The organism is Streptomyces acidicola (genome assembly GCF_009377235.1).
GTDB lineage: Bacteria > Actinomycetota > Actinomycetes > Streptomycetales > Streptomycetaceae > Streptomyces > Streptomyces acidicola.
Window position 1 is genome coordinate 1 of sequence record NZ_VMNX01000143.1, and the last position, 23,816, is coordinate 23,816.

General features: G+C 70.8%; 19 protein-coding genes. 4 read left to right on the top strand and 15 right to left on the bottom strand.

Features of this window, described 5'->3' with window-relative positions:
• The first annotated feature begins 154 nt into the window (after nt 1-154).
• The gene (locus tag FPZ41_RS29940; RefSeq protein WP_194236253.1) at nt 155-1,351 is read left to right on the top strand and encodes a TerD family protein; all 1,197 of its coding nucleotides are present in this window, start codon (nt 155-157) and stop codon (nt 1,349-1,351) included.
• Between the two features lie 87 nt (nt 1,352-1,438).
• Here FPZ41_RS29940 and FPZ41_RS29945 read toward each other — a convergent pair whose 3' ends face one another.
• The 9 genes from FPZ41_RS29945 to FPZ41_RS29985 form a co-directional block, all read right to left on the bottom strand.
• Entirely contained in the window at nt 1,439-2,311 is an 873-nt protein-coding gene (locus FPZ41_RS29945) for a carbohydrate ABC transporter permease (protein WP_194236252.1), read from the bottom strand.
• Entirely contained in the window at nt 2,301-3,326 is a 1,026-nt protein-coding gene (locus FPZ41_RS29950; RefSeq protein ID WP_152866774.1) for a carbohydrate ABC transporter permease, read from the bottom strand. Before FPZ41_RS29950 ends, FPZ41_RS29945 begins: the two co-directional genes overlap by 11 nt.
• 1 nt (nt 3,327) lies before the next feature.
• Nucleotides 3,328-4,620: an ABC transporter substrate-binding protein gene (locus tag FPZ41_RS29955; RefSeq protein ID WP_152866775.1), complete on the bottom strand. Its 1,293-nt coding sequence runs from the start codon at nt 4,618-4,620 to the stop codon at nt 3,328-3,330.
• Nucleotides 4,621-5,125: 505 nt separating this feature from the next.
• Nucleotides 5,126-6,169 carry a LacI family DNA-binding transcriptional regulator gene (locus FPZ41_RS29960; RefSeq protein ID WP_322620895.1) on the bottom strand — a complete coding sequence of 348 codons (1,044 nt, stop codon included), beginning with the start codon at nt 6,167-6,169 and terminating at the stop codon, nt 5,126-5,128.
• Between the two features lie 95 nt (nt 6,170-6,264).
• Nucleotides 6,265-7,281 carry a 1-aminocyclopropane-1-carboxylate deaminase gene (locus FPZ41_RS29965; protein ID WP_152866776.1) on the bottom strand — a complete coding sequence of 339 codons (1,017 nt, stop codon included), beginning with the start codon at nt 7,279-7,281 and terminating at the stop codon, nt 6,265-6,267.
• A gap of 15 nt (nt 7,282-7,296) precedes the next feature.
• Complete coding sequence (locus FPZ41_RS29970; protein ID WP_322620896.1) at nt 7,297-7,968, bottom strand: GntR family transcriptional regulator; 672 nt, start codon at nt 7,966-7,968, stop codon at nt 7,297-7,299.
• A gap of 79 nt (nt 7,969-8,047) precedes the next feature.
• On the bottom strand, nt 8,048-9,631 hold the full coding sequence (locus tag FPZ41_RS29975) for a TROVE domain-containing protein (protein ID WP_152866778.1): 1,584 nt from the start codon (nt 9,629-9,631) through the stop codon (nt 8,048-8,050).
• 497 nt (nt 9,632-10,128) lie between these two features.
• Nucleotides 10,129-11,577 carry an alkaline phosphatase PhoX gene (locus FPZ41_RS29980; RefSeq protein ID WP_152866779.1) on the bottom strand — a complete coding sequence of 483 codons (1,449 nt, stop codon included), beginning with the start codon at nt 11,575-11,577 and terminating at the stop codon, nt 10,129-10,131.
• A gap of 215 nt (nt 11,578-11,792) precedes the next feature.
• A complete protein-coding gene (locus FPZ41_RS29985; RefSeq protein ID WP_152866780.1) occupies nt 11,793-13,241 on the bottom strand; it encodes a hypothetical protein in 1,449 nt (482 codons plus the stop codon).
• A gap of 450 nt (nt 13,242-13,691) precedes the next feature.
• Between FPZ41_RS29985 and FPZ41_RS29990 the strand changes: the two genes are divergently transcribed.
• Nucleotides 13,692-15,518: an endonuclease/exonuclease/phosphatase family protein gene (locus tag FPZ41_RS29990; protein ID WP_152866781.1), complete on the top strand. Its 1,827-nt coding sequence runs from the start codon at nt 13,692-13,694 to the stop codon at nt 15,516-15,518.
• A gap of 68 nt (nt 15,519-15,586) precedes the next feature.
• Here FPZ41_RS29990 and FPZ41_RS29995 read toward each other — a convergent pair whose 3' ends face one another.
• The 3 genes from FPZ41_RS29995 to FPZ41_RS30005 all read right to left on the bottom strand — a co-directional run bounded on the left by FPZ41_RS29995 (nt 15,587) and on the right by FPZ41_RS30005 (nt 18,062).
• Nucleotides 15,587-16,324 (bottom strand): SRPBCC family protein, encoded by a 738-nt coding sequence (locus tag FPZ41_RS29995; RefSeq protein WP_152866782.1) that lies wholly within the window; start codon nt 16,322-16,324, stop codon nt 15,587-15,589.
• 16 nt (nt 16,325-16,340) lie between these two features.
• On the bottom strand, nt 16,341-17,036 hold the full coding sequence (locus FPZ41_RS30000) for an ArsR/SmtB family transcription factor (RefSeq protein ID WP_228023061.1): 696 nt from the start codon (nt 17,034-17,036) through the stop codon (nt 16,341-16,343).
• Nucleotides 17,037-17,177: 141 nt separating this feature from the next.
• Nucleotides 17,178-18,062, bottom strand: coding sequence for a DMT family transporter (locus FPZ41_RS30005; protein ID WP_152866783.1), 885 nt, complete (start codon nt 18,060-18,062; stop codon nt 17,178-17,180).
• Nucleotides 18,063-18,403: 341 nt separating this feature from the next.
• On the opposite strand from FPZ41_RS30005, the gene FPZ41_RS30010 reads away from it, so the two are divergent.
• Nucleotides 18,404-19,480 (top strand): MGDG synthase family glycosyltransferase, encoded by a 1,077-nt coding sequence (locus FPZ41_RS30010; RefSeq protein ID WP_152866788.1) that lies wholly within the window; start codon nt 18,404-18,406, stop codon nt 19,478-19,480.
• 130 nt (nt 19,481-19,610) lie between these two features.
• On the opposite strand, the gene FPZ41_RS30015 is transcribed toward FPZ41_RS30010, so the two are convergent.
• Entirely contained in the window at nt 19,611-20,402 is a 792-nt protein-coding gene (locus FPZ41_RS30015) for a polysaccharide deacetylase family protein (protein WP_407698835.1), read from the bottom strand.
• Nucleotides 20,403-20,503: 101 nt separating this feature from the next.
• Entirely contained in the window at nt 20,504-21,391 is an 888-nt protein-coding gene (locus tag FPZ41_RS30020; protein ID WP_152866790.1) for an SDR family NAD(P)-dependent oxidoreductase, read from the bottom strand.
• 292 nt (nt 21,392-21,683) lie between these two features.
• On the opposite strand from FPZ41_RS30020, the gene FPZ41_RS30025 reads away from it, so the two are divergent.
• Complete coding sequence (locus tag FPZ41_RS30025; RefSeq protein ID WP_322620898.1) at nt 21,684-22,583, top strand: DMT family transporter; 900 nt, start codon at nt 21,684-21,686, stop codon at nt 22,581-22,583.
• Nucleotides 22,584-22,655: 72 nt separating this feature from the next.
• Here the strand turns inward: FPZ41_RS30025 and FPZ41_RS30030 are convergent, their stop codons facing one another.
• Nucleotides 22,656-23,360, bottom strand: a complete 705-nt coding sequence (locus FPZ41_RS30030) for an antibiotic biosynthesis monooxygenase (RefSeq protein WP_152866785.1) — start codon at nt 23,358-23,360, stop codon at nt 22,656-22,658.
• Between the last annotated feature and the right edge of the window lie 456 nt (nt 23,361-23,816).

Consider the following 23,816-nt stretch of genomic DNA (forward strand, 5'->3'; position numbering starts at 1 on the left):
GGACGGGTAGGGGCGGCGGGGGCGAAGGAATCCCTGGGTCCAGCCGCCCGCACCCCACAACCTCCACTCCCCCCAACTGACCCGAACGGCCCCCGGGCAAGCGTGGGTAAGGGAACGGTAAAGCGGGCTGGATCGTTCACGGGTCATGACAGCTATGACCCCCGGCTCGAACATCCTTCTCGCCACCGCCCGCGTGACGGTGGACGTCGCCGCCCCCGTGCGGCTCGACGTATCGGGCCTGCTGCTCACCGCCGACGGCAAGGTGCGCTCCGACGACGACTTCATCTTCTACAACCAGCCGAGCGGCCCCGGCGTGACGTACCGCTCCGGCGGCGGCACCAGCCCCGACGCGATCATGGTCGACACCACCGCCGTCCCCCCGGGCATCGAGAAGATCGTGGTCACCGCGAGCCCGGACGCGGCGGGCCAGACCTTCCAGGGCATCGAACCCACGGCGACCGTTCGCAACGCGGACGACAACTCCGTCCTGGCCACCTTCACCCCGCCCCAGCTCGGCACGGAGACGGCCCTGGTGGTCGTCGAGATCTACCTGCGCAACGGCGCGTGGAAGGCCCGAGCGGTCGGCCAGGGGTACGCCAACGGCCTGGCGGGCATCGCGACGGACTTCGGCGTGACGGTGGAGGAACCGGCGGCCCCCGCCCCCACACCCGTGCCCGCTCAGGCGCCGGCCGCCCCGTCCATGGACCCCCGCGTCACGGCACCCCCGGCTCCGGCCGCGCCCCCGGCACCCGCCACCCCGCCTCCGGGCACCGGCAAGATCAACCTCGACAAGGGGCGCGTCAGCCTCCAGAAGAACCAGACGGTGTCCCTGGTCAAGGGCGGACGCCCGCTCCTCTCCCAGGTCAAGATGGGCCTCGGCTGGGAGCCGGCGTACCGGGGCAAGGACATCGACCTGGACGCCTCGGTCATCGCGTACGGCCCGCAGCGCAACCACCTCGACAGCTGCTACTTCGGCAAGCTCCAGATCCTGAACGGCGCGGTCCGGCACGCCGGCGACAACCTCACGGGTGAGGGCGGAGGCGACGACGAGGTGATCACGGTCGACCTCGGCCGTCTTCCTCAGGAGGTCAGCGGACTGGTCTTCACGGTCAACTCCTTCTCCGGGCAGAAGTTCACCGAGGTCGCCAAGGCCTACTGCCGTCTCCTGGACGCGGCGACCGGCGAGGAGTTGGTCCGCTTCGACCTCACCAGCGCCGAGGCGCAGACCGGTGTGATGATGGCGAAGATGATCCGCCAGTTCTCCGGCGAGTGGGAGATGACGGCGATGGGCGAATTCGTGAAGTCCCGCACGGTGAGGGGGATGGTGAAGCCGGCTGCCAAGTCGCTGTAGCCGACCCGCCCCTACGACGTCCAGGGCGCCCCCGCAGCGGGGGCGCCCGGCGCGTAATGCTCCGCGTCCGTTCGAGTCGCCGTACCGCTACATCTTCGTCGCCCCCGCGGCCAGGTCCCTCAGGAAGTGCCGCGCCCCGATCAGGAACACGACGATCAGCGGGATCACACTCATCAGCGCCCCGGCCATCACGAGGGAGTAGTCGGAGTTGTACAGGGTGTTGAGGTTCGCGAGGGCGACCTGGAGGGTGACCTTGTCCGGGTTGATCATGACGACCAGGGGCCAGATGTAGTCGTTCCAGAGGCCGATGAAGGTGAAGATGCCGAGGAAGGCGAGGGCCGGGCGGAAGAGCGGCAGTGCCACCGTCCAGTACAGCCGGAAGAAGCCGGCGCCGTCGATCCGCCCGGCGTCCAGCAGTTCGTCGGGCAGCGAGTTCTGGGCGTACTGACGCATCCAGAAGATGCCGAAGGCGTTGGCAGCACTGGGAATGATCAGTGCGTTCAGCGAACCGGCCCACCCGAACTCGGCCATGGTGACGAACTGCGGCACCAGGGAGAGCTGGGCGGGAATCATGTACGTGACCAGGAGCATCCCGAAGAGGAACTTCTTGGCCGGGAACTCGTACTTGGCGAAGGCGAACGCGGCCAGCGAGTCGAAGAACAGCACCAGCGCGGTCCCGAGCACGGCGACGACGATCGTGTTGAAGAGGGAACCGAAGAAATCGACGGTGTCGAGCACCCTCCGCATGTTGTCCAGCAGGTGCGGGCCCGGCACGAGCTTGGGCGGGTAGCGGTAGATGTCCTGGGTGGTGCCGGAAGCCATCACCACCAGCCAGTAGAAGGGGAACAGCGAGATCAGCACGCCCAGGAGCAGCGCCACCCGCACGCAGATCCGGGTGAGCCTGCTGCCGGAGCCGATGCCGAGGCCCGCGTTGCCGGTCGTCCTCTCGTCAGCGGCCATTGCGGACCCCCTTGCGTCGCAGCAGACCGGCGATGCCGGACCGGCGGTCGTCGTCGCGGTCGGAGCCCGACACCAGCCGCCAGTTGACGATCGTGAAGATCGCGATGATCGCGAAGAGGAGCCAGCCCATGGCCGCCCCGTAGCCGAACTGGTGCTCCTTGAATGCCTTCTGCCACAGATAGAGCACGATGGTCATCCCTTCCTGGCCCGGTCCGCCCGTGGTTCCGACGTCGGTCGACTGGAAGAGCACCTGGGACTCGGTGAAGATCTGCAGGCCGTTGATGGTGGACGTGACGGCGGCGAAGAGGATCACCGGGCGCAGCTGCGGCACCACGACCCGGAAGAGGGTCTGCCAGCTGTTCGCGCCGTCGACGCGGGCGGCCTCGAAGTGTTCGGTGGGGATGGCCTGGAGGCCCGCCAGGAAGATCAGGGCGTTGTAGCCGACCCACCGCCAGATGATCATGATGGCGACGGACGACTTGATGCCCCACTCCGAGGACAGCCAGCCGACACCGTCGAGGCCGACGGCCCGCAGCACCGAGTTGGCCAGGCCCGCCTGGGCGAAGACCGAGCCGAAGACGATGGTCATGGCAACCATCGAGGTGACGTTGGGGATGAAGTACGCGACCCGCAACGCGCCGCTGAAGCGGACCTGCGAGTGCAGCAGGAACGCGAGCACCAGGGCGAGGAACAGCATCGGCACCGTGGACAGGAACCAGATCTCGAAGGTGTTGACCACCGAGTGCCAGAACACCGAGTCCTGGAGCAGCCAGCCGTACTGCTTGAGGCCGACGAACCGCATGTCGCCGATGCCGTCCCAGTCCTGGAAGGACAGATAGAGGGAGTAGAGCACCGGGAAGGTGCCGAAGACGGCGAACAGCACATAGAACGGGGAGACGGCGAGGAGCGGCGGGACATGGCGTCCGCGTCCGCCCGGGGCGGTGGACCGGCCGCGGCGGGCGGCCCGCCGCTCTTCCGCCGCCGGCGCGCCGGCCGGGTCGAGAACCGTGGCCATGTCAGCTCACCCCCAGTCGGGACAGCGTGGTCGCGGCGGTGTTCACCGCGTCCCGCCAGGCCCTGTCGGGGTTCTTGCCGAGCATTTCCACGTTGGTCAGCTCCTGGAAGAACGGGATCTTGGCGCTGTCCTCGTACGGGCTGAAGTAGACGACCGGGGCCTTCTGGGCGGCCGGGCCGAAGACATCGATGGGCTGCTGACCGCCGAAGAAGGGGTCGGGCGTGTGCATCGCGGGGTCGGCGTAGGAGGCCGGGGTGGTGGGGAACAGGGCCATCTCCTGGTAGCTCTTGAGCTGGTTCGCCGGGCTGAGCAGCCACTTCAGGAAGGCGAAGGCGCCCTCCGGGTCCCGGCAGTAGCGGGTCAGGGTCAGGTACGAGCCGCCGTAGTTGGCCGGGCCGTCCGGCATGGTGGTCAGCCGCCAGGTCCCGGAGGTCTTCGGCGCGGTGTCCTTCAGCCCGTTGATGGCCCACACCGCGGTGGTCATGGTGGCGACCCGGCCCCCGCTCATGGCCGCGTTGAAGTCGGGTGTCCCGTCCGTGATCCCGGCGCTGAGCCGCTGGCGGAGGATCTCCACGGAGAGGTCCCAGGCGCGCCGGATGTGCTGCTGGTCGCCGATGAAGCGGTTGTCGGCGTCCACGAACTGCTTGGGGCTCTGGAGCAGTGCCTGCTGGAAGACGTTGCCGATGTTGCTCACCAGGTACGGCTTGCCGGGCCCCTTCGCCCGCAGTGTCCGCCCGGTGGCGATGAACTTCTCCCAGGTGGGGATCTCCTCGGCGACGTCCTCCGGTTCGTGGGGCAGTCCGGCCTTCTGGAAGAGGTCCCTGCGGTAGTAGAGCGCGGTGGGGCCGGCGTCGAGGGGGAAGCCGATCATCCGGCCCGACGGGGTGAAGCAGCTCTCCCACTTCCAGTCGAGGTAGCTGTCCCGGACCGATTCCGCGCCAAGCGTTCTGAGGTCCAGGAACTCGTTCTCGTCGGGGAAGAACGTGGCGAGGTTGTCGGAGTTCGCGACCGTGATGTCCGGTACGTAGGCGCGGGCGGCGAGGCTGGTGCGCACCTTCGAGTCGATGTCGCCGTCGGGGATCTGCGAGCCCCGCACCTTCAGCCCCGGCATACCGGGAACGCCGCGTTTGGCGGTGGCGAGCAGTTTGTCGCTGAGTGCGCCCTTCCAGTACCAGAGGCTGAGGTGGTCGGTGCCCGCGGAGGCCGAGCCGCTGCTCGCCCCGCATCCCGACATTCCCAGGAGAGCGGCGCCCGCGCCGCCCAGGGAGACCCCCAGCAGCCTTCTGCGGGTCATCGTTCGATGGTCCATGGGCGCGCACTCACTTTCCGGGCACGGCTCGGCCAGGGCATGGCGCCCTCGGGCCCGCTGACGGGTGGGTGAAGCTGGAAGACAACGATGTCGGCGGATGGATCCGGGCTCGGGCCGACAGCGCCTTGGAGTTCGTGAGCGTTCACGTGAACGTTGCCGTCGAGTATCGGGGCGGCCGAAAACCAGTGTCAAGGGACGTACATGGCTGATGTGTTGAGGCGTAGGGGTCGACGTGTCGACACTTCGGGCGGATACGCCGAGGCACTACGGCGGTACCGGCGAGAGGCAGAGCAGGTCCGACGACTCACGTGGGGAGCGGCTGCTGGTGCTTGGCGCTGCCGGGTGCCCCCGGCCCTCAGGGGCGCGGGGCTGTATGGGATATGCGGCTCCGCCGCGTGGGTGCGACCAGCCACAACGAACCCGCAGCCGGCCACCGAGGGCAATGGGGCAGACTGACGCGGCGAACCCACCCAGAACAGCCGGCGAAGCACTACGCCGACGCCCGCACCACCAACTCGGGCCGCACCCACGCATCCGCGCCGCTCAGCGGCTCCTCGCCCGCGCGCAGCCGGGCGACCTGCTCGACGGCGAGCCGTCCCAGTTGTCGCTTGTCGAGGTGCAGGGTGGTCAGGGCGGGCTCCACCAACTCCCCCAGCGAGAGTCCGTCGAAGCCCATGACGGCCAGGTCGTCGGGCACCCGCCGCCCGGCGCGTCGGGCGGCACGCATCGCTCCGATGGCGATCAGATCGTTGAACCCGAAGACCGCGGTGATCTCGGGCCGGGAGTCCAGCAGTCGCTCCATGCCCGCCTCGCCACCCGCGACGCTGTGCTCGGGGCACATCACGACCCAGCTCTCGTCCACGGACAGGCCGTGCCGCCGGACCTCGGCCAGGAAGGCCTCCCGCCGGGGGCCTGGCGCGTCGATCCGGTCGCCGTCCAGCATGCCGATCCTGCGGTGTCCCGCGCGGACCAGATGGGCGATGCCCTGCTCCAGGCCGGCGGCGGCGTCGATACCCACCGCCGCGAACCGGGTCTGCTGCGGGCCACGCTCCAGCAGTACCAGCGGCACACCGCCGAGGCGCCGGGCGAGGACGTCGTCCTCGTTCTTGAAGTAGCCGACGACCGCGTCCGCCTGATGGGACAGCATGTCGAGCGCCTCCCGCTCCCTGGTGTCGTCGGTGCGGGAGTCCCACACCACCACCTGCCAGCCGCGCTGCTCGGCGGCCTCCAGCACACCGGCGGCCACCTCGGGGAAGAACGGGTTCATCAGGTCCGGGATCACCAGGCCCGCCGTCACCGCCCCCTTGCGGACGAGCCCTCGCGCGAACCGGCTCGGCCGGTAGTCGAGCAGACGGGCCGCCTCCAGCACCCGCTCCTTCGTGGCCGGGTCGATCTCACCCTTGTCGTTGACCGCCCGGGAGACCGTCTGGCGTGACACTCCGGCCAGCCGGGCGACGTCGTGGATCGTGGCCCGGCGGCGGGGGCCGTCAGGCTGGTCGGTACGCGGCTCCCGCTGCTGGTTGTCGGCCCACACGCTGTGCACTGTATCCGGCTGCTGCGGTACGGGGCCCTGGGTCAGCACGAAGGCAATGCCCCGGGCCCCCGACCGCGGACGGGCGACGCGCCCGGCTAGAACAGCGCGCTGTACGCGTTGAGCGCGGGCTGTCCGCCCAGGTGGGCGTAGAGCACGGTGGAGTCGCGGGCGATCTCGCCCCGGGTCACCAGGTCGATCATCCCGGCCATGGACTTCCCCTCGTACACGGGGTCGGTGACCATGCCCTCGGTGCGGGCCGCGAGGCGCATCGCGTTCAGGGTCGTCTCGTCGGGGACGCCGTACGTACCCGCGTGGTACCGCTCGTCCAGCTCGACGTCCGTCTCCGTCAACTCCTTGCGTACGCCGATGAGTTGGCCGGTGCGGTGAGCGATCCTTGCTATCTGCTCGCGGGTACGGGCGGGCGCGGCGGAGGCGTCGATGCCGAGCACGCGCCGGGGACGGCCGCCCGCCTCCTCCAGCGCGGCGAACCCGGCGACCATGCCCGCCTGCGTCGAACCGGTCACGGAACACACCACGACCGTGTCGAAGAAGACCCCCAGCTCCCGCTCCTGCTCGGCGACTTCGTAGGCCCACCCGGCGAAGCCGAGCCCACCGAGGGGATGGTCGGAGGCGCCGGCCGGGATGGCGTACGGCTTGCCGCCGCCGTCCTCGACCTCCTTGAGCGCCTGCTCCCAGCTCTCCTTGAACCCGATGCCGAAGCCCGCCCTGACCAGCCGTACGTCGGCTCCGGCGAGGCGGCTGACGAGGATGTTGCCGACCTTGTCGTAGACCGCGTCCGGCCAGTCCACCCAGCTCTCCTGCACCAGCACGCACTTGAGCCCGGCACGGGCGGCGACGGCGGCGACCTGGCGGGTGTGGTTGGACTGCACCCCGCCGATGGATACCAGCGTGTCGCAGCCCTGCGCGAGGGCGTCGGCGACCAGGTACTCCAGCTTGCGGGTCTTGTTCCCGCCGTACGCGATACCGGAGTTGCAGTCCTCGCGCTTGGCCCAGAGGGCGGCGCCGCCGAGGTGCTCCGTGAGCCGGTCCAGACTGTGCACGGGCGACGGCCCGAAGAGCAGGGGGTAACGCTCGTAGGAGGAAAGGGACAAGGGAGCCTCCGTGGGTCAGTGGGCCTCTTCGTCGTCGAGTTCGTCGAGCGCGTCCATGCCTGCGAGGCTGCGCCAGATCTCCGCCGTGACATGGACCGCCTGGTCCACGTCACCGGCGGCGCAGGCCTCGATCAGCTGCTCGTGCAGCCCGGCCGAACGGCAGTTGCCGCCCTCGCCGAAGCGTCGTCGCTCCAGCCGGCGGATGAGCGGGGTGTAGCGGGCGATGGTGGCGGCGGCGGCCCGGTTGCCGCTGACGCGTACCAGCACGTCGTGCAGTTCGTCGTCGGCGCGCAGGGCGGTGTCCACGTCGCCGGCGTGAACGGCCTGTGTGAACCGCTCGTTGGCCGATCGCATCGACGCCACGTCCGGGGCGAACAGTCGGGGCACGGCGACCCGCGTGACCAGTTCGTGCATGGCCCCGACCACGGCCGCGGCGTCCCGCACGTCGGAGGCAACGACCGGGGTCACCCGTGTGTAGCTCTGCGGTTTGCTCTCCAGCAGCCCCTCGTCCACGAGCCGGGAGAACGCCTCGCGCACGGGCGCCCGCGACAGCCCGAGCCGCTCCGCGAGCTCCGCGTCCCGCACCACCGTGCCGGGCTCGATCTCCCCGGCCACGATGGCGTCCCGGAGCGCTTCGTAGGCGCGGTCCCTGAGGAGGGTACGGCGCACGGGCTGGAGGGCAGTCACAACTGAAATGTTAGATGTCAATTCACCGGCCCACAAGGCCGTGGCCCGCACCGAAGTGCGGGCCACGTGCCACCGGGGTTCAGGCCGCCCACGGCCAGTCCGCGTCCCGTGCCGCCTCCAGCAGCGGGACCATGCGGAACGCGGCGTCCGAGAGACCGCCGAAGGTGTGGCGGTTCCCCGTCCCGGACGGGCCGTGGCCCGCCCGGTAACCGGCCAGGTTCCAGGTGTAGACCGGTATCTGCGCCGGAACCTGCTCGGTCGGGTCGCCGTGGTGGCTGTACGCGTACTGCTCGTCCGTGACGATCAGCACCCGGTCGTGCTTCCTGTAGTGGCGGCGCACCGCCTCGGTGGTGTCCGTGCCGCCCAGGTCGCCGAAACGGCCGAGGATCTTCAGCACCGACTCGCCCTTCGTGAACCGCACCCGGTTGCTGCTCGTACCGAACTCGACGAGGTCCGCGTCCGCCGCCCGCAGCGCGAGCGCCGTACCGAAGACCGCCGCCGCGTCGGCCCGGGTGAGCTCGGAGCGGTCGGACAGCCGCGAGTAGAACATCGAGCCCGAGCGGTCCACGAGCACCAGGGTCCGGCCGGGCAGGGCCGGCACGTTGACCAGCGAGTGGCCGAGCGCCTGCTCCAGCGGGTACGACCAACGCAGCGAGGGCGCGTGCCGGTACGCGGCGAGGTAGCGGAACGGGAACTGCCGGGAGCGCGCGACCTCGGCCGGGTCGCTGACGCGGGCCGCCACCCGTGCTGCCACCTCGTCCGAGACGCCCGCCTCGTCGAAGTTCCGCAGGTTCCGGAGCAGCGCCATCGCACCCATCGACGGAACGACGGCTTCCCAGGCCGCCTTGTCCATGGGGCCCTGCAGCCAGCCCGCCAGCGCCTCCCAGGTCATTCCGGCCGCCGCGAGCCGCTCGGCCCCGCCGTCCGACGTGACGACCGCGCGCCGGTCCGCCACGGGCAGTGCCATCAGCTCGCGGTGCGCCGTGAGCACACGATTCGACTCGGGCGGCACGGCGGTGTCCGGGTGGTGCCGGCGGTCCAGCGCGTACTGGAACAGCTCGCCCTGCCACGGCTTGCCGGGGTCCGGCGCCGCGTGCACCAGGTTGAGGATGTCGCCGAAGCGGTAGCCCTTGGACGCCGTGTCGTACTTCAGCAGCGTCTTGCCGCTGTACAGCCGTCGTACGGCGTCGGCGATGCCGCGCTTGACCGGCTTGGGGACGGCGCGACCGTACGTGGTGGTCCAGTACGCGAGCAACTCGCCGGGCTCGTCCGGCCGCTGGAGCACGGAGTCGACGACCTGGCGGTTCGTGGGACCGTTCGTGGCGCCCGTGTCGAGGCGGGCCTTGACGTACTCGGCGGCGCCCACGATCGAGGCGGTCCGCAGGTTGCCCTCGCCGCGCAGCCAGCCGAGCAGGCCGGCGGTCCACTCGGGGTCGGTGACGGCGAGCTCGCGCACGAGCCGGGCGAACCGGTCGTCCCGGTCGGCGCCGTCCTCGTAGAAGGTCTTCTGTGAGACGAAGTTGGAGACCGCCAGCAGGAAGAGCTCGGAGCGTGGGTCGCGCTCACGGCCGCGGCCGCCCTCGTAGGTGCGGAGCACGCGGCCCGTCGACGTCACCCGCGAGGTGGGCTGCGCCTTGGCGGCCCGGTTGTTGAATCGCGCCATGGTGAATTCCCCCGAATTCGTTCGCATTTCGGAGGGAGGCACAGCAAAAGGAGGGTGCCCGAGGTCAGGGGTCGGCGACGGACTGTAAGCCGAATGCGCTACCTGATTGCGCTACACCGACCCGAAGTCGATGACGGGATTCGAACCCGCAACCATCCGGTCCAATGAAGTAACCGCTGCCTGCGCACCGGGCACCCACCATGTGCTGCGCCTCCCGAGATCAAGTCGGCGGCGGCGTGGATTCTTTGAGAGAGAAGTAGCCGCAGCCCGCGCACCGGGAGGTGCATGAAGTTGTGGTGTCCAGAGATCAAGGCCGGCGGAACCGACGTTGGTGCTCTTGCCCCTGAGCTACACCGGCACGTTGTACCGGCGGCGGGACTCGAACCCGCGACCGCCCCATTATCAGTGGAAGTAGGTCCTGCCTTCGCACCTGGACGTGCATCACTTTAGGAGGACGGTCGCGAGCCGGGCGAGCGAATTAATGGCGGCTTCGGGCGTTACCGCTTCTGCCGCTTCCACGGCCCGGTGATGGCGAGCATGATGCCGGGGGTCTGGATGTTGGCGTACAGGGTCTTTCCGTCGGGCGAGAAGGTGACGCCGGTGAACTCGCTGTATTCCGGCTCCTCTTCGGTGCCGATGTTGAGGTCGTTGCGGGCGATGGGATACGTCCGGCCGCTGTCGGTGGCGCCGAAGAGGTGCTGGACGCCTTCGCCGTCCTCGGCGATGACCAGGCCGCCGTAGGGGGAGACGGTGATGTTGTCGGGGCCGTCGAAAGCGCCGTCCTTGGACGGGTCGGGGTTGACGCCCAGCAGGACCTTGAGCGTGAGGGTGCGGCGCTTGGGGTCGTAGAACCAGACCTGGCCGTCGTGCTGGACGGGGCTCTCCTCACGGGCGTACGAGGACACGATGTACGCGCCGCCGTCGCCCCACCACATGCCCTCCAGCTTCCGGGCGCGGGTGACCTCACCGTCGCCGAACTGCTTGCGCACGTCGATGGTCTTCGCGTCGCGGTCGGGGACGTCCACCCAGTCGACGCCGTACACCGTGCCGATCTTGGTGGCGCGGGAGAGGTCGTCGACGTAACGGCCGCCGGAGTCGTAGCACGTGGGTGCCTGGAGGACGCCCGCGTCGTCGGCGAGCGTACGGAACCTGCCGGGGCCGTGGTCGAAGCCCTTCGGCGGGGTCCAGCGGTAGAAGAGGCCGTTGGGGCCGGAGGCGTCCTCGGTGAGGTAGGCGTGGCCGCGCTTGGGGTCGATGACGACGGCCTCGTGGTCGTAACGGCCGAAGAACTTCAGGGGCTTGGGGTCGCGGTTGGCGCGCCGGTCGCCGGGGTCGACCTCGAAGACGTAGCCGTGGTCCTTGGTCATGCCGTTGACGCCGGCCTTGTCGGAGTTCTCCTCGCAGGTGAGCCAGGTACCCCAGGGGGTGCTGCCGCCGGCGCAGTTGGTGGAGGTGCCGGCGATGCCGACCCACTCGGCGACCCGGCCGTCGGGGCGGACCTCGACGACCGTGCAGCCGCCGGACGCGGCCGGGTCGTACACGAGGCCCTCGGTGAGCGGCACGGGGTACGTCCACTTGCTGCGGGGACCCTTGAGCTCGTGGTTGTTGACGAGGAGGGTGGTGCCGCGGGGACCGGGGAAGGTGGCGGTGCCGTCGTGGTTGGAGGGGGTGAACTCGCCGGACTCCAGCTTGGTCCTACCGCTGTAGGTGATGATCTCGTACGTGAACCCGGCGGGCAGCGCGAGGATGCCCTTGGGGTCGGCGACCAGCGGCCCGTACCCGACTCCGCCGCCGTGCCGGGCCGCCGTGCTCTCCCCCGCGCTCTCGGTGTCGGTGGACGCGAGGGCGTTCGGAGCGGAGGCGAGGGAGCCTACGCTGCCGGCCAGTGCGACGCCGGCGCCGGTGATCGCGGAGCGTGTGGCGAAGTCCCTGCGGGTGAGCGACATGGTGTCTCCTGTGACGGGGAGGATGCCGTGGAGGGTGGCGGACCCGGTTGCGGGCACACCGTCCCGCTTGCGCCTGAACGGCGGTTGAACGTGGGACGACGTCGAGGCGTTGCCCTGACATATCTCCCCCGCCGCGCCCGGGGTAGGACGGGTGGAGGCGGCAGGAGCGAAGAAAACCCTGCCCCAGGGTCACCTCCAGGCCCCACCCCCTGGACTCACTCCCCGCGCTGCGACCTCGCCTTGAACGCCGCCTTACGGGCCTCCTTGGCGACCTTCTTGTCGGGGTGGAGGCGGCCCATGGCCTCCAGGACGTCCGCCGTCGCGGGGTGGTCGACGCGCCAGGCCGTGCTGAAGAAGCCGCTGTGCTGCCGGGCGAGGCCCTCGACGAGGGCCTGGAGCTCCGCCGAGTTCCCCTCGGCAGCGAGCTGCGCGGCCACTGTGTCGACGGTCAGCCAGAAGACCATGGACTCGGGCGGCGCGGGCACGTCCGCGGCACCGTGCTCGGTGAGCCAGACCCGGGCGAGCCCGCCCAGTTCCGCGTCGTCAAGGACCTCACGGAACGCGGCCTCGACCGAGGGACCCACGAGGGTCAGGGCCTGCTGACAGCGCAGGCGCCGGAGCGGGGCACCCGGGTCGGAGCCCCGCGCGGCCGCCAGCAACTCACGGGCCGCGGCGAGGGGTTCGCGGCGGGCGAGCCACTGCTCCGTCTCCGCCTGGGCGGCCGCCCGCGGGAAGGTGGCCGTACCGTCCAGGAGAGCATCGGCCCCCTTGTCCGCCAGATCCCCGACCGCGGGCGCCGGAACACCGGCCTCCAGCAGCCTGGCCCGGAGTCCGTACAGCCCGAGCGGGGTGAGCCGCACCATCCCGTAGCGCGTGACGTCGGTGTCGTCCAGCGACGGGGAGGCCTCCCCCGCGGCGCCTTGGGCGACGTCCTCCGCATCCGTCATGAGCGCCTCGTCGACGGGCTGGTACGCGACGAGCCCGACCGGCTCCAGCAGCCTGAACTGGTCGTCGAGCCGCATCATCGCGTCCGACACCTGCTCCAGCACGTCGTTGGTGGGCTCCCCCATGTCGTCGGGGACGATCACCGACGCGGCCAGGGCGGGGAGCGGCACCGGACTGTCGCCGGGCCCGTCCTCGCTCACGGTCAGCAGGTAGAGGTTGCCGAGCACCCCGTCGAGGAAATCCGCCTCCGCCTCGGGGTCCCAGTCCAGCTCGGAGAGGTTGACCGGGCCGCCCTCGGCCATGGCGTCGACGAGGTCGTCGAGCTCGGGCACGGCCGCGTCGGCCAGTACGGTCTCCAGCGCCCCGAGCCAGATGCCCAGCACGTCCTGGGGCCCTCCGGAGGTGAGCATCCGCAGCTCCGCGCCCGCGGTGACGGTGCCCTCCTCCTCGTCGACGATCTCCACGAGGCCGGTGTCGACGGCCACCCGCCAGGCCTCGCTCGCGAAGGCGGCCGCGTCCTCGCCCGTGAGACCCAGCTCGGCGGCCGCCTGTGGCAGTTGTTCGTCGATCAGCTCGCCTCCGGCGCCCACACGCGTCTCGGGTCCGGCCCAGCGGGCCAGCCGCGCTGCGCGTGAGAGGAGTGGGGTGGCGAGCGCCTCCCGCGCCAGCTCCGCTTCGGAGTGCAGCCGCACCGGGGGCAGGGGGGAGCTGTCTGACATCGGCTGGTTTCTCCTCCGGACGAACATGACGGGCACCTCGACGCCTGGGCACCACGACACCGTGAACCAGGGCTCCACGGCACTACGAGCAGTCAAGCACGAACAAAAAGGGCTGGCAGTACGCGTACCGGGCACCGCGGCCGCCTCCGGACACACGAGAACCGGTGATCGCTCCGTAACACCCGGCAACAGCTCAGCCTAAACGGATTTCCACCCATGCCGCCCGGTTCACGGTCCCGTCATGAGCCGTACATGGCTGAAACCTTGACACCCGGCCTGACCAGGCAGGAGATTGACGCGCGTAGAAATTCGTGGGCAGTACTTCGTGGGCAGCTCCCACACACGGCTGTCGGCCCCGCTTCTACGCGCGTCGCCACCGCCCCACCGGTTGCGTTCGTCCTTCGATTCACCCTTGTTCCACACCCACGCACGTCCCCGGAGGGATCCCCCTTGCCGAGCAGGAAAACCGTACGCATCGCCGCGCTCACCGTCGTCGCTGCCTGTTCCGCGGCGTCCGCCCTGGTGGTCACCAGCACCGCCCAGGCGGAGACCGTGCGCATCCACGACATCCAGGGCACCACCCGAATATCTCCGCTGGCCGGCCAGCAGGTCACGGACGTGGCGGGCATCGTCACGGGCGTGCGGACCTACGGCTCGTCGCGGGGTTTCTGGATGCAGGACACCGAGCCGGACGACAACCCGGCCACCAGTGAGGGCATCTTCGTCTTCACCAGCTCCACCCCGAAGGTCGCCGTCGGCGACTCGGTCACCGTCTCCGGCACGGTGGCCGAATACGTACCGAGCGGCACGTCGTCCGGAAACCAGTCCCTGACGCAGATCTCCCGCCCGACGGTGACGGTGGTCTCCAGCGGCAACGCCGTTCCGGCCGCCACGGTCATCGACGCGAAGTCGGTGCCGGCCGCGTACACGCCGACCGGTGACACGGCCGCGAGCGGCTCGGTCAACGGGCTCACCCTGGAGCCCACGAAGTACGCCCTGGACTACTACGAGTCCCTGGAGGGCATGAACGTCCAGGTCGCCGACACCCGTGTGGTGACGGCCACCGACCCGTACGCCGAGCTGTGGGTGACGGTGAAGCCGGGCGAGAACGCCACGCGGCGCGGCGGCTCCGTCTACGGCTCGTACACCTCGCAGAACACCGGCCGGCTGCAGATCCAGTCGCTGGGCGCGTCCGCCGACTTCCCGAAGGCGAACGTCGGCGACACCCTGAAGGGCACCACGGCCGGCCCGCTGGACTACAGCCAGTTCGGCGGCTACACGCTCGTCGCGGACAAGCTCGGCACCATCGAGCAGGGCGGCCTGAAGCGCGAGACGACCCGCAAGCAGGGCCAGGGCGAGCTGGCGGTGGCGACGTACAACGTCGAGAACCTGGACCCGTCCGACGACACCTTCGCGGAGCACGCGCAGGCGATCGTGAGCAACCTCCAGTCGCCCGACATCGTGGCCCTGGAGGAGATCCAGGACAACAACGGCGCGACGAACGACGGTACGGTCGCCGCCGACCGGACGGTGAAGAAGCTGATCGAGGCGATCGCGGCGGCCGGCGGCCCGACGTACGAGTGGCGGTCGGTCGACCCGGTCGACCTCGCGGACGGCGGCGAGCCGGGCGGCAACATCCGCCAGGTGTTCCTGTTCAACCCCAAGCGGGTCTCCTTCACCGACCGCGCGGGCGGCGACGCGACCACCGCGGTCGGCGTGACGAAGGTGCACGGCAAGGCGCAGCTCACGGCGTCCCCGGGGCGGATCGATCCCGCCAACGACGCCTGGAAGAACAGCCGCAAGCCGCTCGTCGGCGAATTCACCTTCCGCGGCAGGACGGTGTTCCTGATCGCGAACCACTTCGCGTCGAAGGGCGGCGACCAGGCGCTGCACTCGCAGTACCAGCCGCCGAAGCGGAGCTCGGAGACCCAGCGCCACCTTCAGGCGACCGCGGTGAACACGTTCGTCAAGAAGATCCTGGCGGCCCAGAAGGACGCGGACGTCGTCGCGCTCGGAGACATCAACGACTTCGAGTTCTCCGACACCGTGCAGCTCCTGGAGAACGACGGCGCCCTCTGGTCGGCGATCAAGTCCCTGCCGAAGAGCGAGCGGTACACGTACGACTACCAGGGCAACAGCCAGGTTCTCGACCAGATCCTGATCAGCCCGTCGATCCGGCGCTCCGAAGAGTTCACGTACGACAGCGTGCACATCAACTCGGAGTTCAACGACCAGATCAGCGACCACGACCCGCAGGTGCTGCGGTTCCGGCCGTAGTCCTTCGGTACGCGACGGAGCCCGGTCCTCGTCAGGGGGCCGGGCTCCGTCGCGTACCGGCACGGGCGTCAGGCGCCGAACACGCCGTTCAGCCAGCTCTGCCAGGCGAGTTCGTTGCGCTTGGCGTCGGCGTCCGGGGCGAAGTCGTGGACGCTGATACCGACCGGGGCGCCCCAGTGGTTGCGGCCGAAGAAGCGGATGAGCGCGGTGTCGGTGCGCAGCCCGATGAAGTACGGGTTGCGGTAGTCGACCACGGCGTCGAGGGGCTGCCCCTCGGGTCCCCGCGCCTGGACACGCGCGCCCTCGGCAGTGTCGTCCGCGAGGCCGAGCGCGCGGCCGACGGCGACGAACGCGTCGGACGCCTTGGACGCCTCGGGCCCGTCGAAGGTGGCGAAGGCGAGCGTGCGGCCGTCGAAGTGCGTCAGGTACTGGCGCAGGGTGTGCAGGTAGAAGTCGGTGTGCTTGCCGGCGCCGTCGTACTGGTTGTCCCAGTCGTCGACGAAGATGCCGCTGTGCACGTACCGCACCCAGGCGCGCCGCCCCTCGTCGCGCGGCTCGATCGTGTAGTCGAGCTGGTTGAGGGTCTGCTCGGCGATGCCCTCCACGTTCTCGACGCGGTTGGTGTACCGGTGCGGCGGGTCCCAGGCGGTCACGGCGGACCCGAAGGGGCCCCGGCCGCCCTCGCGCGGCTCGGGGGCCTCCATCGGCCACAGCCAGCCGCCGGTACCGCTGGTGATGGCGCCCCACACCTGCTCGGGCGTGGCGTCGACCTCGAACTCGCGGGCGATCTCGAATTCCTTGGACATGGCTGGCTCCTGTGCGTCAACTGTTCGTGTCATCGGGGGAGTTCCGGTCATCAGGGGAGTTCCGGTCGCCGTGGGCGTTCCGGGTGAGTTCCGGGGTCTCGGGCTCCGCGGCCGGGGGCCCGCCGGTCCCCGGTTTGACCGTGGGGTGGACGGCGACGACGATCCGGTGGCCGCGACCACCCTCGGCATCGGGGGCGTCGTACTTGCGGATGAGGGCGCTCACGCCGATCGTCAGCTCCTCGATGAAGGCGGCCCGGTCGGCTGCCGAGGCGAAGGTCACCTCGCCGTCGAGTGCGTAGGTGGCGAGCCGCTTGCGGGCCTTCGCGGCGCCCCTGATCAGGGTGCCGACGTCCCTGACCAGCCGGGCGCCGAGCGCGAGCAGCCAGCGGGCGGAGAGCTGGTCCCGGAAGCGGTCCGGGTCGGGTTGCAGGGCGGCGAGCGCGAGGGGCGAGATGACGTACGACGCGGCGGTCGCCCGCATCAGCCGCTCGGTGACGTTGCCCTTGCGGCGCTCGCCGGCCAGCTCGACCAGGCCGTGCCGCTCCAGCGCCTTGAGGTGGTAGTTCACCTTCTGCCGGGGCAGCCCGACCTTGCCGGCCAGCATGGCGGCCGACGCGGGGCCGGCCGCCAGTTCGGCGAGCAGCCGGGCTCTTACGGGGTCCAGCGAGACGGCCGCCGCCGCCGGGTCCTCGATCACGGTCACGTCCAACATGACTCCACCGTCGCACCGAAAACTTTTTTTGTCCAGACGGGATGAGTTTTCGGTGAGCTGTTGGGTGCGGCAACCCGGAGGGACGGTTGCGCGCGCTCGCAGCACGTTGTGGACCGCAGACGCGTGGCTGACTGCCGTCACCTACGTTTCCGCCTCGTCCCAGCTTCGGCCGCCGGCCACCGCGGGCGACCGGGTCAGGCCGACGATGCCCAGCGCCATCAGGCCGACGCCCGCGCACTCGGGCAGCACGCGCCAGCCCAGCGCGATGCTCTCCCCGAACAGCAGACCGCCGAGGGCGACGCTGATCAGGGCGTCTCCCAGAGTCAGGGCCGGCTGGGAGGCGGCCAGGGTGCCGGCCCGCAGCGTCCACTGGAGCAGCAGCAGGCTCAGCAGGCCGGTAGCGGCACCGGCATAGGTGTGCCAGGTGGTGAGGACCGCCGTGGGTCCCTCCGGGAATCGCGCGGTCACCTCCTTGATGAGTGCGGCGGTGACCGCGAAACAGACAGCGGTCGCGGCGCCGAGCAGCGCGGCCCGCAGGGGGCCGTGCACACGCCGGGCGGCGGCCACCAGGACGCTGACACAGCACGCCAGCCCGCCCCCGACGGCAAGCCAGCGCCAGTCGGAGGCCCGCTCACCGCCGGGCGACGGGGAGGCACTGAGCAGGAAGACCGCCAGCCCGCCGGCGAGCATCACGAAGGACAGCCACGTCCCGGCGCCGGGACGGGAACGGAAAACGGCGGCGCCGATGAGCAGGGTGAACAGCAGTTCGCTGGCCAGCAGGGGCTGCACCACCGACAGTTGCCCGGCGTCCAGGGCGATGACCTGGAAGACAGCCGAAAGCACCAGCGCCGACGCTCCGGCCCACCAGTACGGACGGCCCAGGAGCTCCGCCAGACGGGCCGCCGCCACTCTGACGCCGCGGCCGGATACCTCGTCGGGCTCGACGGCGGCCCGGCGTTGCAGGACGGACGCCGCCGCGTTGGACAGCGCGGAGAGCAGGGCCATGACGACGGTGAGCGCGTTCATGCGAGTACCTGTCGTTCACGGGAACGGGAAGACCCGCCGGGCGGCCGCTGTACAGCCGGCGGGTGGACGGAGGTGACCAGAGTGAATAAAGACGCAGCCGCCGCACACGGTGATAAATCCTGCCATAACGGCTACGTACGACGAGAGGGTCCCGGTCAGTGACTGTTGGGCGGCCGGGGCCGCGGACAACTGTTGCTCGCTGCTCGATACGAGGTGACCATGGAGCAGACGTGCTTGTGCCGGTGCCCGTACCTCCCGGCGCCCTGCCTGTCCCCGCACGTTCTCGTCTCCGGGCGGGGCGCCGCCGTACCCGTGCGACGCCTGACGTGAGCCGCCTTCTCATGGTCAGCGCGAGCATGGGATCGGGCCACGACGCGGTTGCCGCCGAGCTGGCCCGGCGCCTGGGCGTGGCCGGGCACGAGGCGGTGCACACGGACGTACTGGAGCTGCTTCCCGCCCGCATCGGGGCCGGGCTGCGCGGTTTCTACCACGCGACGATCCGGCACGCCCCCCTGCTGTACGCGGGCATCTACGCCGCCTTCTTCCGCGGCGGCGCCGGTCAGCAGCCTGGCAGTGCGCCGCTCGTGGCGCTCGCCGAGGACCGGTTGCGTGAGCAGGTGGCAGACAGTCACGCCGACGCGGTCGTCCCGGTCTTCCACCTCGCCGCCCAGCTGACCGGGCGGATGCGGGCCCGCGGGCGGCTCGCGGTGCCCAGCGCGGTGGTCATCACCGACTTCGCCGTCCACCGCCAATGGCTGCACCGGGGCAACGATCTCAACCTGTGCCTCACCGCACAGATCGCCCGGGACGTGCGGCACCGCCTGGGACGACCCGCCCTCGCCTGCGGTCCGCTGCTGCCGGACCGCTTCCGCCCGCAGCCGCCCGGCGAGGCGTACTGGCGGCAGCGGCTCATGGCCGACGACGGGCGCCGGCCCGTGCTGATGTCCGCGGGCGCGTGGGGCGTGGGAAGCCGGCTCGACGCGACGGCCCGGCTCCTGGTCGGCGCCGGCTACCTGCCGGTCGTCCTGTGCGGGCGGAACGAGCGCATGCGCCGCCTCCTGTCGAAGGTGCCGGGAACGCTTGCCATGGGCTGGGTGGACGACATGCCGGGCCTGATGGCGGCCTGCGTGGCGCTGGTCGACAACGCCGCAGGGCAGACGGCGCTGGAAGCACTGGCCGTCGGTGTCCCGATCGTCGGGTACCGCCCGATCCCGGGCCACGGGGCGGAGGGGGCACGCCGCATGGCGGCACTGGGCCTGACCGAGTACGCCGTCGACTCATGGCAGCTGGTGCAGTGCCTGGACCGCCTCGCCTCGGGCGGCCCGGCACCCGGTCGCCGGGCCCTCGCCGACCGCCGGCTCTTCCAGGGTGACGCCGTGGGCCCGCTGGAACGACTCTGTACCCGAGGACAGATCTGACCGTTCGGAGGACGGCTCTGACCGTTCAACGGCGGCGCCAGGCAGTAGGACGACCTGGCCGCTACCCATTCACTCCGAACCCACGACATACCGATGGATCGACATACGCATGGATCGACATACGGATGGATCATCGGGCTCGCGCGTCGTCGGCAGGTGCCGGGCTCGCGACGCCGTGCTCGCCGAGCGGCCCGACCGTCAGACCGGCCGCCCGGCACGCGCCCACCAGACCGGGCAACGCGGCCAGCGCCGCCCGCCAACAGCCCGGTGCCGCATGGCGGTCGGTGTCGTGCAGCACCAGCGTCCCGCCACCCCGCAGGTCCGCCAGGACGGTCGTCACCACGGACTCGGCGGTGGCCCGTGCCTTCCAGTCGCGGCCCCAGGCGGTCCACAGGACCGGGCGCAGCCTGGTGCGGCGCGCGGCCAGTAGCCGGTCGCCGGTCAGGATGCCGTACGGGGGCCGATACCAGGCGGGAGGTGCGCCGGACACCTCCGCCACCACGTGCGCGGCTCGCGCCAGTTGCCGGGCCTCTCTGGCCGGCGCCGGACGCCATGGGCGGTTGTGCGTCCAGCCGTGGACGGCGAGTTCGTGACCGCGCCGGACGATGTCGTGGCTCAGCCGCCGGTGCCACAGCACCTGTTCGCCCACCACGAAGAACGTGGCACGGACCGACAACTCGTCCAGCGCGGCCAGGAAAGCAGGGGTGGAGCGGGGATCGGGGCCGTCGTCGAAGGTGAGCGCGACGTGGTCGCTCCGGCCGACGCCCGCCAGGGCAGGCAGCCATGCGCGCCGGGGGCCGGAGAGCCAGGTCGCGGCGGGCACGATGTGGGCCGCGGCGACGAGTGCCGGGACGACGCCGACGGCCGCGCGCCACGACCGGCCCCGATGCACGCCGTCCCGCATGTCCTTCTCCTTCGGCATCCAGACCGCTCCGCTTGGCCTCCAGACCTCTCCGCCGCCCGTATTTCTTCTGTGCATCGCGCTCTGTCGTCTCTTCAGTGCAGCGCGCTCTGTCGTAGCGTTCAGCCGAACCGAGCCGCCAGGCGCCGGTACGAGGAGGGCGCGAGGCAGCGAACCGCGACCGGCACACGGAGCCAGCCGGGCACGAACACGTCGTGGCGTTCTCTGCGCACCGCCGCGACGACTGCCGCGGCCACCCGTTCGGGCGGGATCGGACGCGGGTGGCTACGGCAGTAGGGCACCCCTCGCCGGGCGAAGAAGGGAGTGTCCACCACACCCGGCACGACGTGGGTCAGCCGCACACCAGTGCCCTTCAGCTCGTACCGCAGCGCGTCGGCAAAGGCGCCGAGTCCCGCTTTCGCCGCGGAGTACACCGCTTCCTCCCGCACACCGACGCACCCCGCGACGGAGCCGATCAGCACCAGCCGGCCTCGGCGCCGCTCCACCATGTGGGGCAGGACCTGCCGGACCAGATGCACCACCGAAGCCAGGTCCACCGTGAGCAGCCGGTCCACCTCACTGCGGGGCATCGAGGTGAACGGCCCGGCCCAGCCCACACCGGCCGCCGCGACGAGCAGATCGAGGACGGGAACCTGCTGAAGGGCCCGGTCGGCCAACTGCCGGGCGCCGTCGGCGCTGGACAGGTCGCAGGGAATCGCGACACCGGACGTCTCGTGCGCCACCCTGTCCAGCCGGGCCCGGTCACGTCCGGAGACCAGCAGCGCCCACCGCTCTTTCGCCAGGGCCCGCGCGACAGCCGCCCCGATCCCGGAGGAGGCACCCGTCACGAGCGCCACGCCTGTCGTGGGCACGGTGCCGGGCAGGAGAGCGGACCTGGCCGGGTAAGGATCCGCCGTGGAGCGTCCCAAGGTGACCTCCTTGACCGATGGGCTCCAGTACGGCGTCGGAGTCCGCCGACCGCCCGCGAGCGCACCTCTCCGCCCAACCATTCCGCGCATCCGGCGATGACAACGACCATCGAGGGGTAGCCGGAGCTCACGGCTTTCAAACGTGCGGCGACACACGGACCAGCGGTGCGCGAGCCGTCCTGGAACCGGCGCGGGCCGGCCCCGGCCCGCGCCGACCGCCGAGGTGAGCGCCCGCTGAGCGATGTGCCGTCTCCGGGGCCGGCACACGACGGCCCGGCGATGAGCCACATAGGTGACTTTGCGGAACGGTCCTGGCCGGACTCCGGCCGTCCAGAACCTTCGCACGGCGGCCCCGGCAGGAGGATGACTGGCCGTGGTGTACCTCTACAGCCTTCCCGCCGCGTGTCTGCTGGGCTTCGGCTTCGTGCTCCAGCAGCACGCGGCCGAACGTGAGCCGCTGTCCCTGATGCTGTCCTACCGACTGCTGCTGGACCTGATGCGGGTGCCACTGTGGCTGGCGGGCATCGGCTGCATGGTCATGGGCCAGATCCTCGGGGCACTCGCGCTGACCCACGGCAGCCTTGCCCAGGTCGAGCCGTTGCTCACCACGAACCTGCTCTTCGCGATGGCTCTCGCCCGGTGGATGGGCGACCAACCGCTGGGCTGGTCGGGCTGGCTGGGAGTACTGGCCCTCAGCGGCGGGGTGGCGGCCTTCATCCTGGCGGGGCACCCGCACAGCGGCCAGGGCCAGGTCAGCGTGGTGCGGCAGTGGCTGGTGATCGCCTGTGTCCTGGGGGCGGCCGGCATCCTCGTGAGCATCGCCCTGCACCTGCAACTGCTGTACCGCCCGCCCCTCCTGGCCGCCGCGGCCGGCACCCTCTATGGCCTCCAGGACGCACTCACCCGCGTCTCCGGCGGCATCGTTCGCGACAGGGGAGTCACCGGACTGCTCGTCTCCTGGCAGCCCTGGGGTGTCCTGGCGCTGGCGGTGGTGGGTCTGCTCCTGGTGCAGAGTGCCTTCGAGGCCGGGCCGTTGCGGCTGTCCCTGCCCGCGCTGACCGCTGCCGAACCGCTGAGCGGCATCGGCTGCGGCATCGGCTTCCTCCACGACGAGTTGCGCACCACGCCCGGCGCACTGGCCTGGCAAGCGGTTGCGGTGGCCGCGGCCATCAGCGGTGTCATCGTCCTCGGACGGCACCCGGTCATGCCCAGCGGCAAACGACGCCCCGAACCCCCACCCCACCACCCGCACCGAGCGCGGCACCGGCCATGACATCACGGGCCCAGGACCCGCACGCCGGTCTCGTCGACGGCCCGCACCCGGCGTTGCGCGGATGCGGGCAGGTCAGTCAGGGACGAGACCGAGGGCGTACGCGTACCGGCTGACGGTGCTGCTCTTCAGTCCGGGCCACGTCTGCACCCGCTCCCACTGCTCGCGGGCCGCCGGCGTACCGACCCCGTCGCCGGGTGCGGCGAGGGCGTCGATGTGGGCCTGGGCGGTCTCCCACTCGGCGTAGTTGAGGACCCTGGTGCCGTCGGTGCCGAGATGGAAGTGGGCGGAGATGCCGCCGGGATGCGGGTTGGGCTCACTGTCGAGCGCCCCGAGGACGGCATCGACCCAGGCGCGCTGCCGGTCGGGGTCGGGGCCCTCGAACTCCACGTCGACGATCACGATGCAGCCCGGCACCGGAGCCTCGTCCCGCGTCAGGCCGCGGTAGCGCCGGTACCGCCCGAGCCACTGGCGTTCGATACCTGGCACGGCGGTGTCGATCTCGTCGTTGCGCTCCTGCCGCCGAGTCTTGACGAAGGCCTCGTACGCCTGCTCGTCGGCCCACTGCGAGTAGTGGAGCAGGGTAGAGCCGTCCAGCCCGGTGTAGACGTAGTAGCCGAGCAGCCCCTCGGCGGGCCAGGGCCGCCGCTCCCAGGTGGCGGCAATGGCCTCCACGGTCTGCCGCTGCCGCAGGGGTGTCCCCACCTTCCAAGTACTGAAGAAGGGCGCCCCCGCCCCGGGATTGCCGAGTTCGGGGTGTACGTGGGTACGGCGGGTCATGCCGGCCTCCGGCGATCGGTACGGGTGCGTGTACCGATCACCCTCCAACCTCAACCAAGATTCAGGTCAAGCCCGGATGCCTTCTGGGCGGCCGGGGCGTCTCGCCTGCCGGGTTCTTGCCGATGGTCGGGTGCGGGTTCGTTGTGGCTTGTCGCGCCCACGCGGCGGAGCCGCGTATTCAACACAGCCCCGCGCCCCTTGGAAGCGTGGGTGCGCCGAAGCCAGGGGCTGACAGTGGCATATGCGGACGCGTTCACCGGTCCGTAGTCGCCGCGTACGCGAGGGGGTGTGCCGGGAGGTGTCCGCCCGCAGCGGCCGGGGTCCGCCGCCGAGCACTTACTCCCCCACAGACCCGCCGGACCGAGGACGGAGACCTCCCGGCACGCACCCGACCCACGAAAACACGTATAGGCGACGCGAACCCCCACGACGGAAAGCCACCCCGCACCTCAGCAC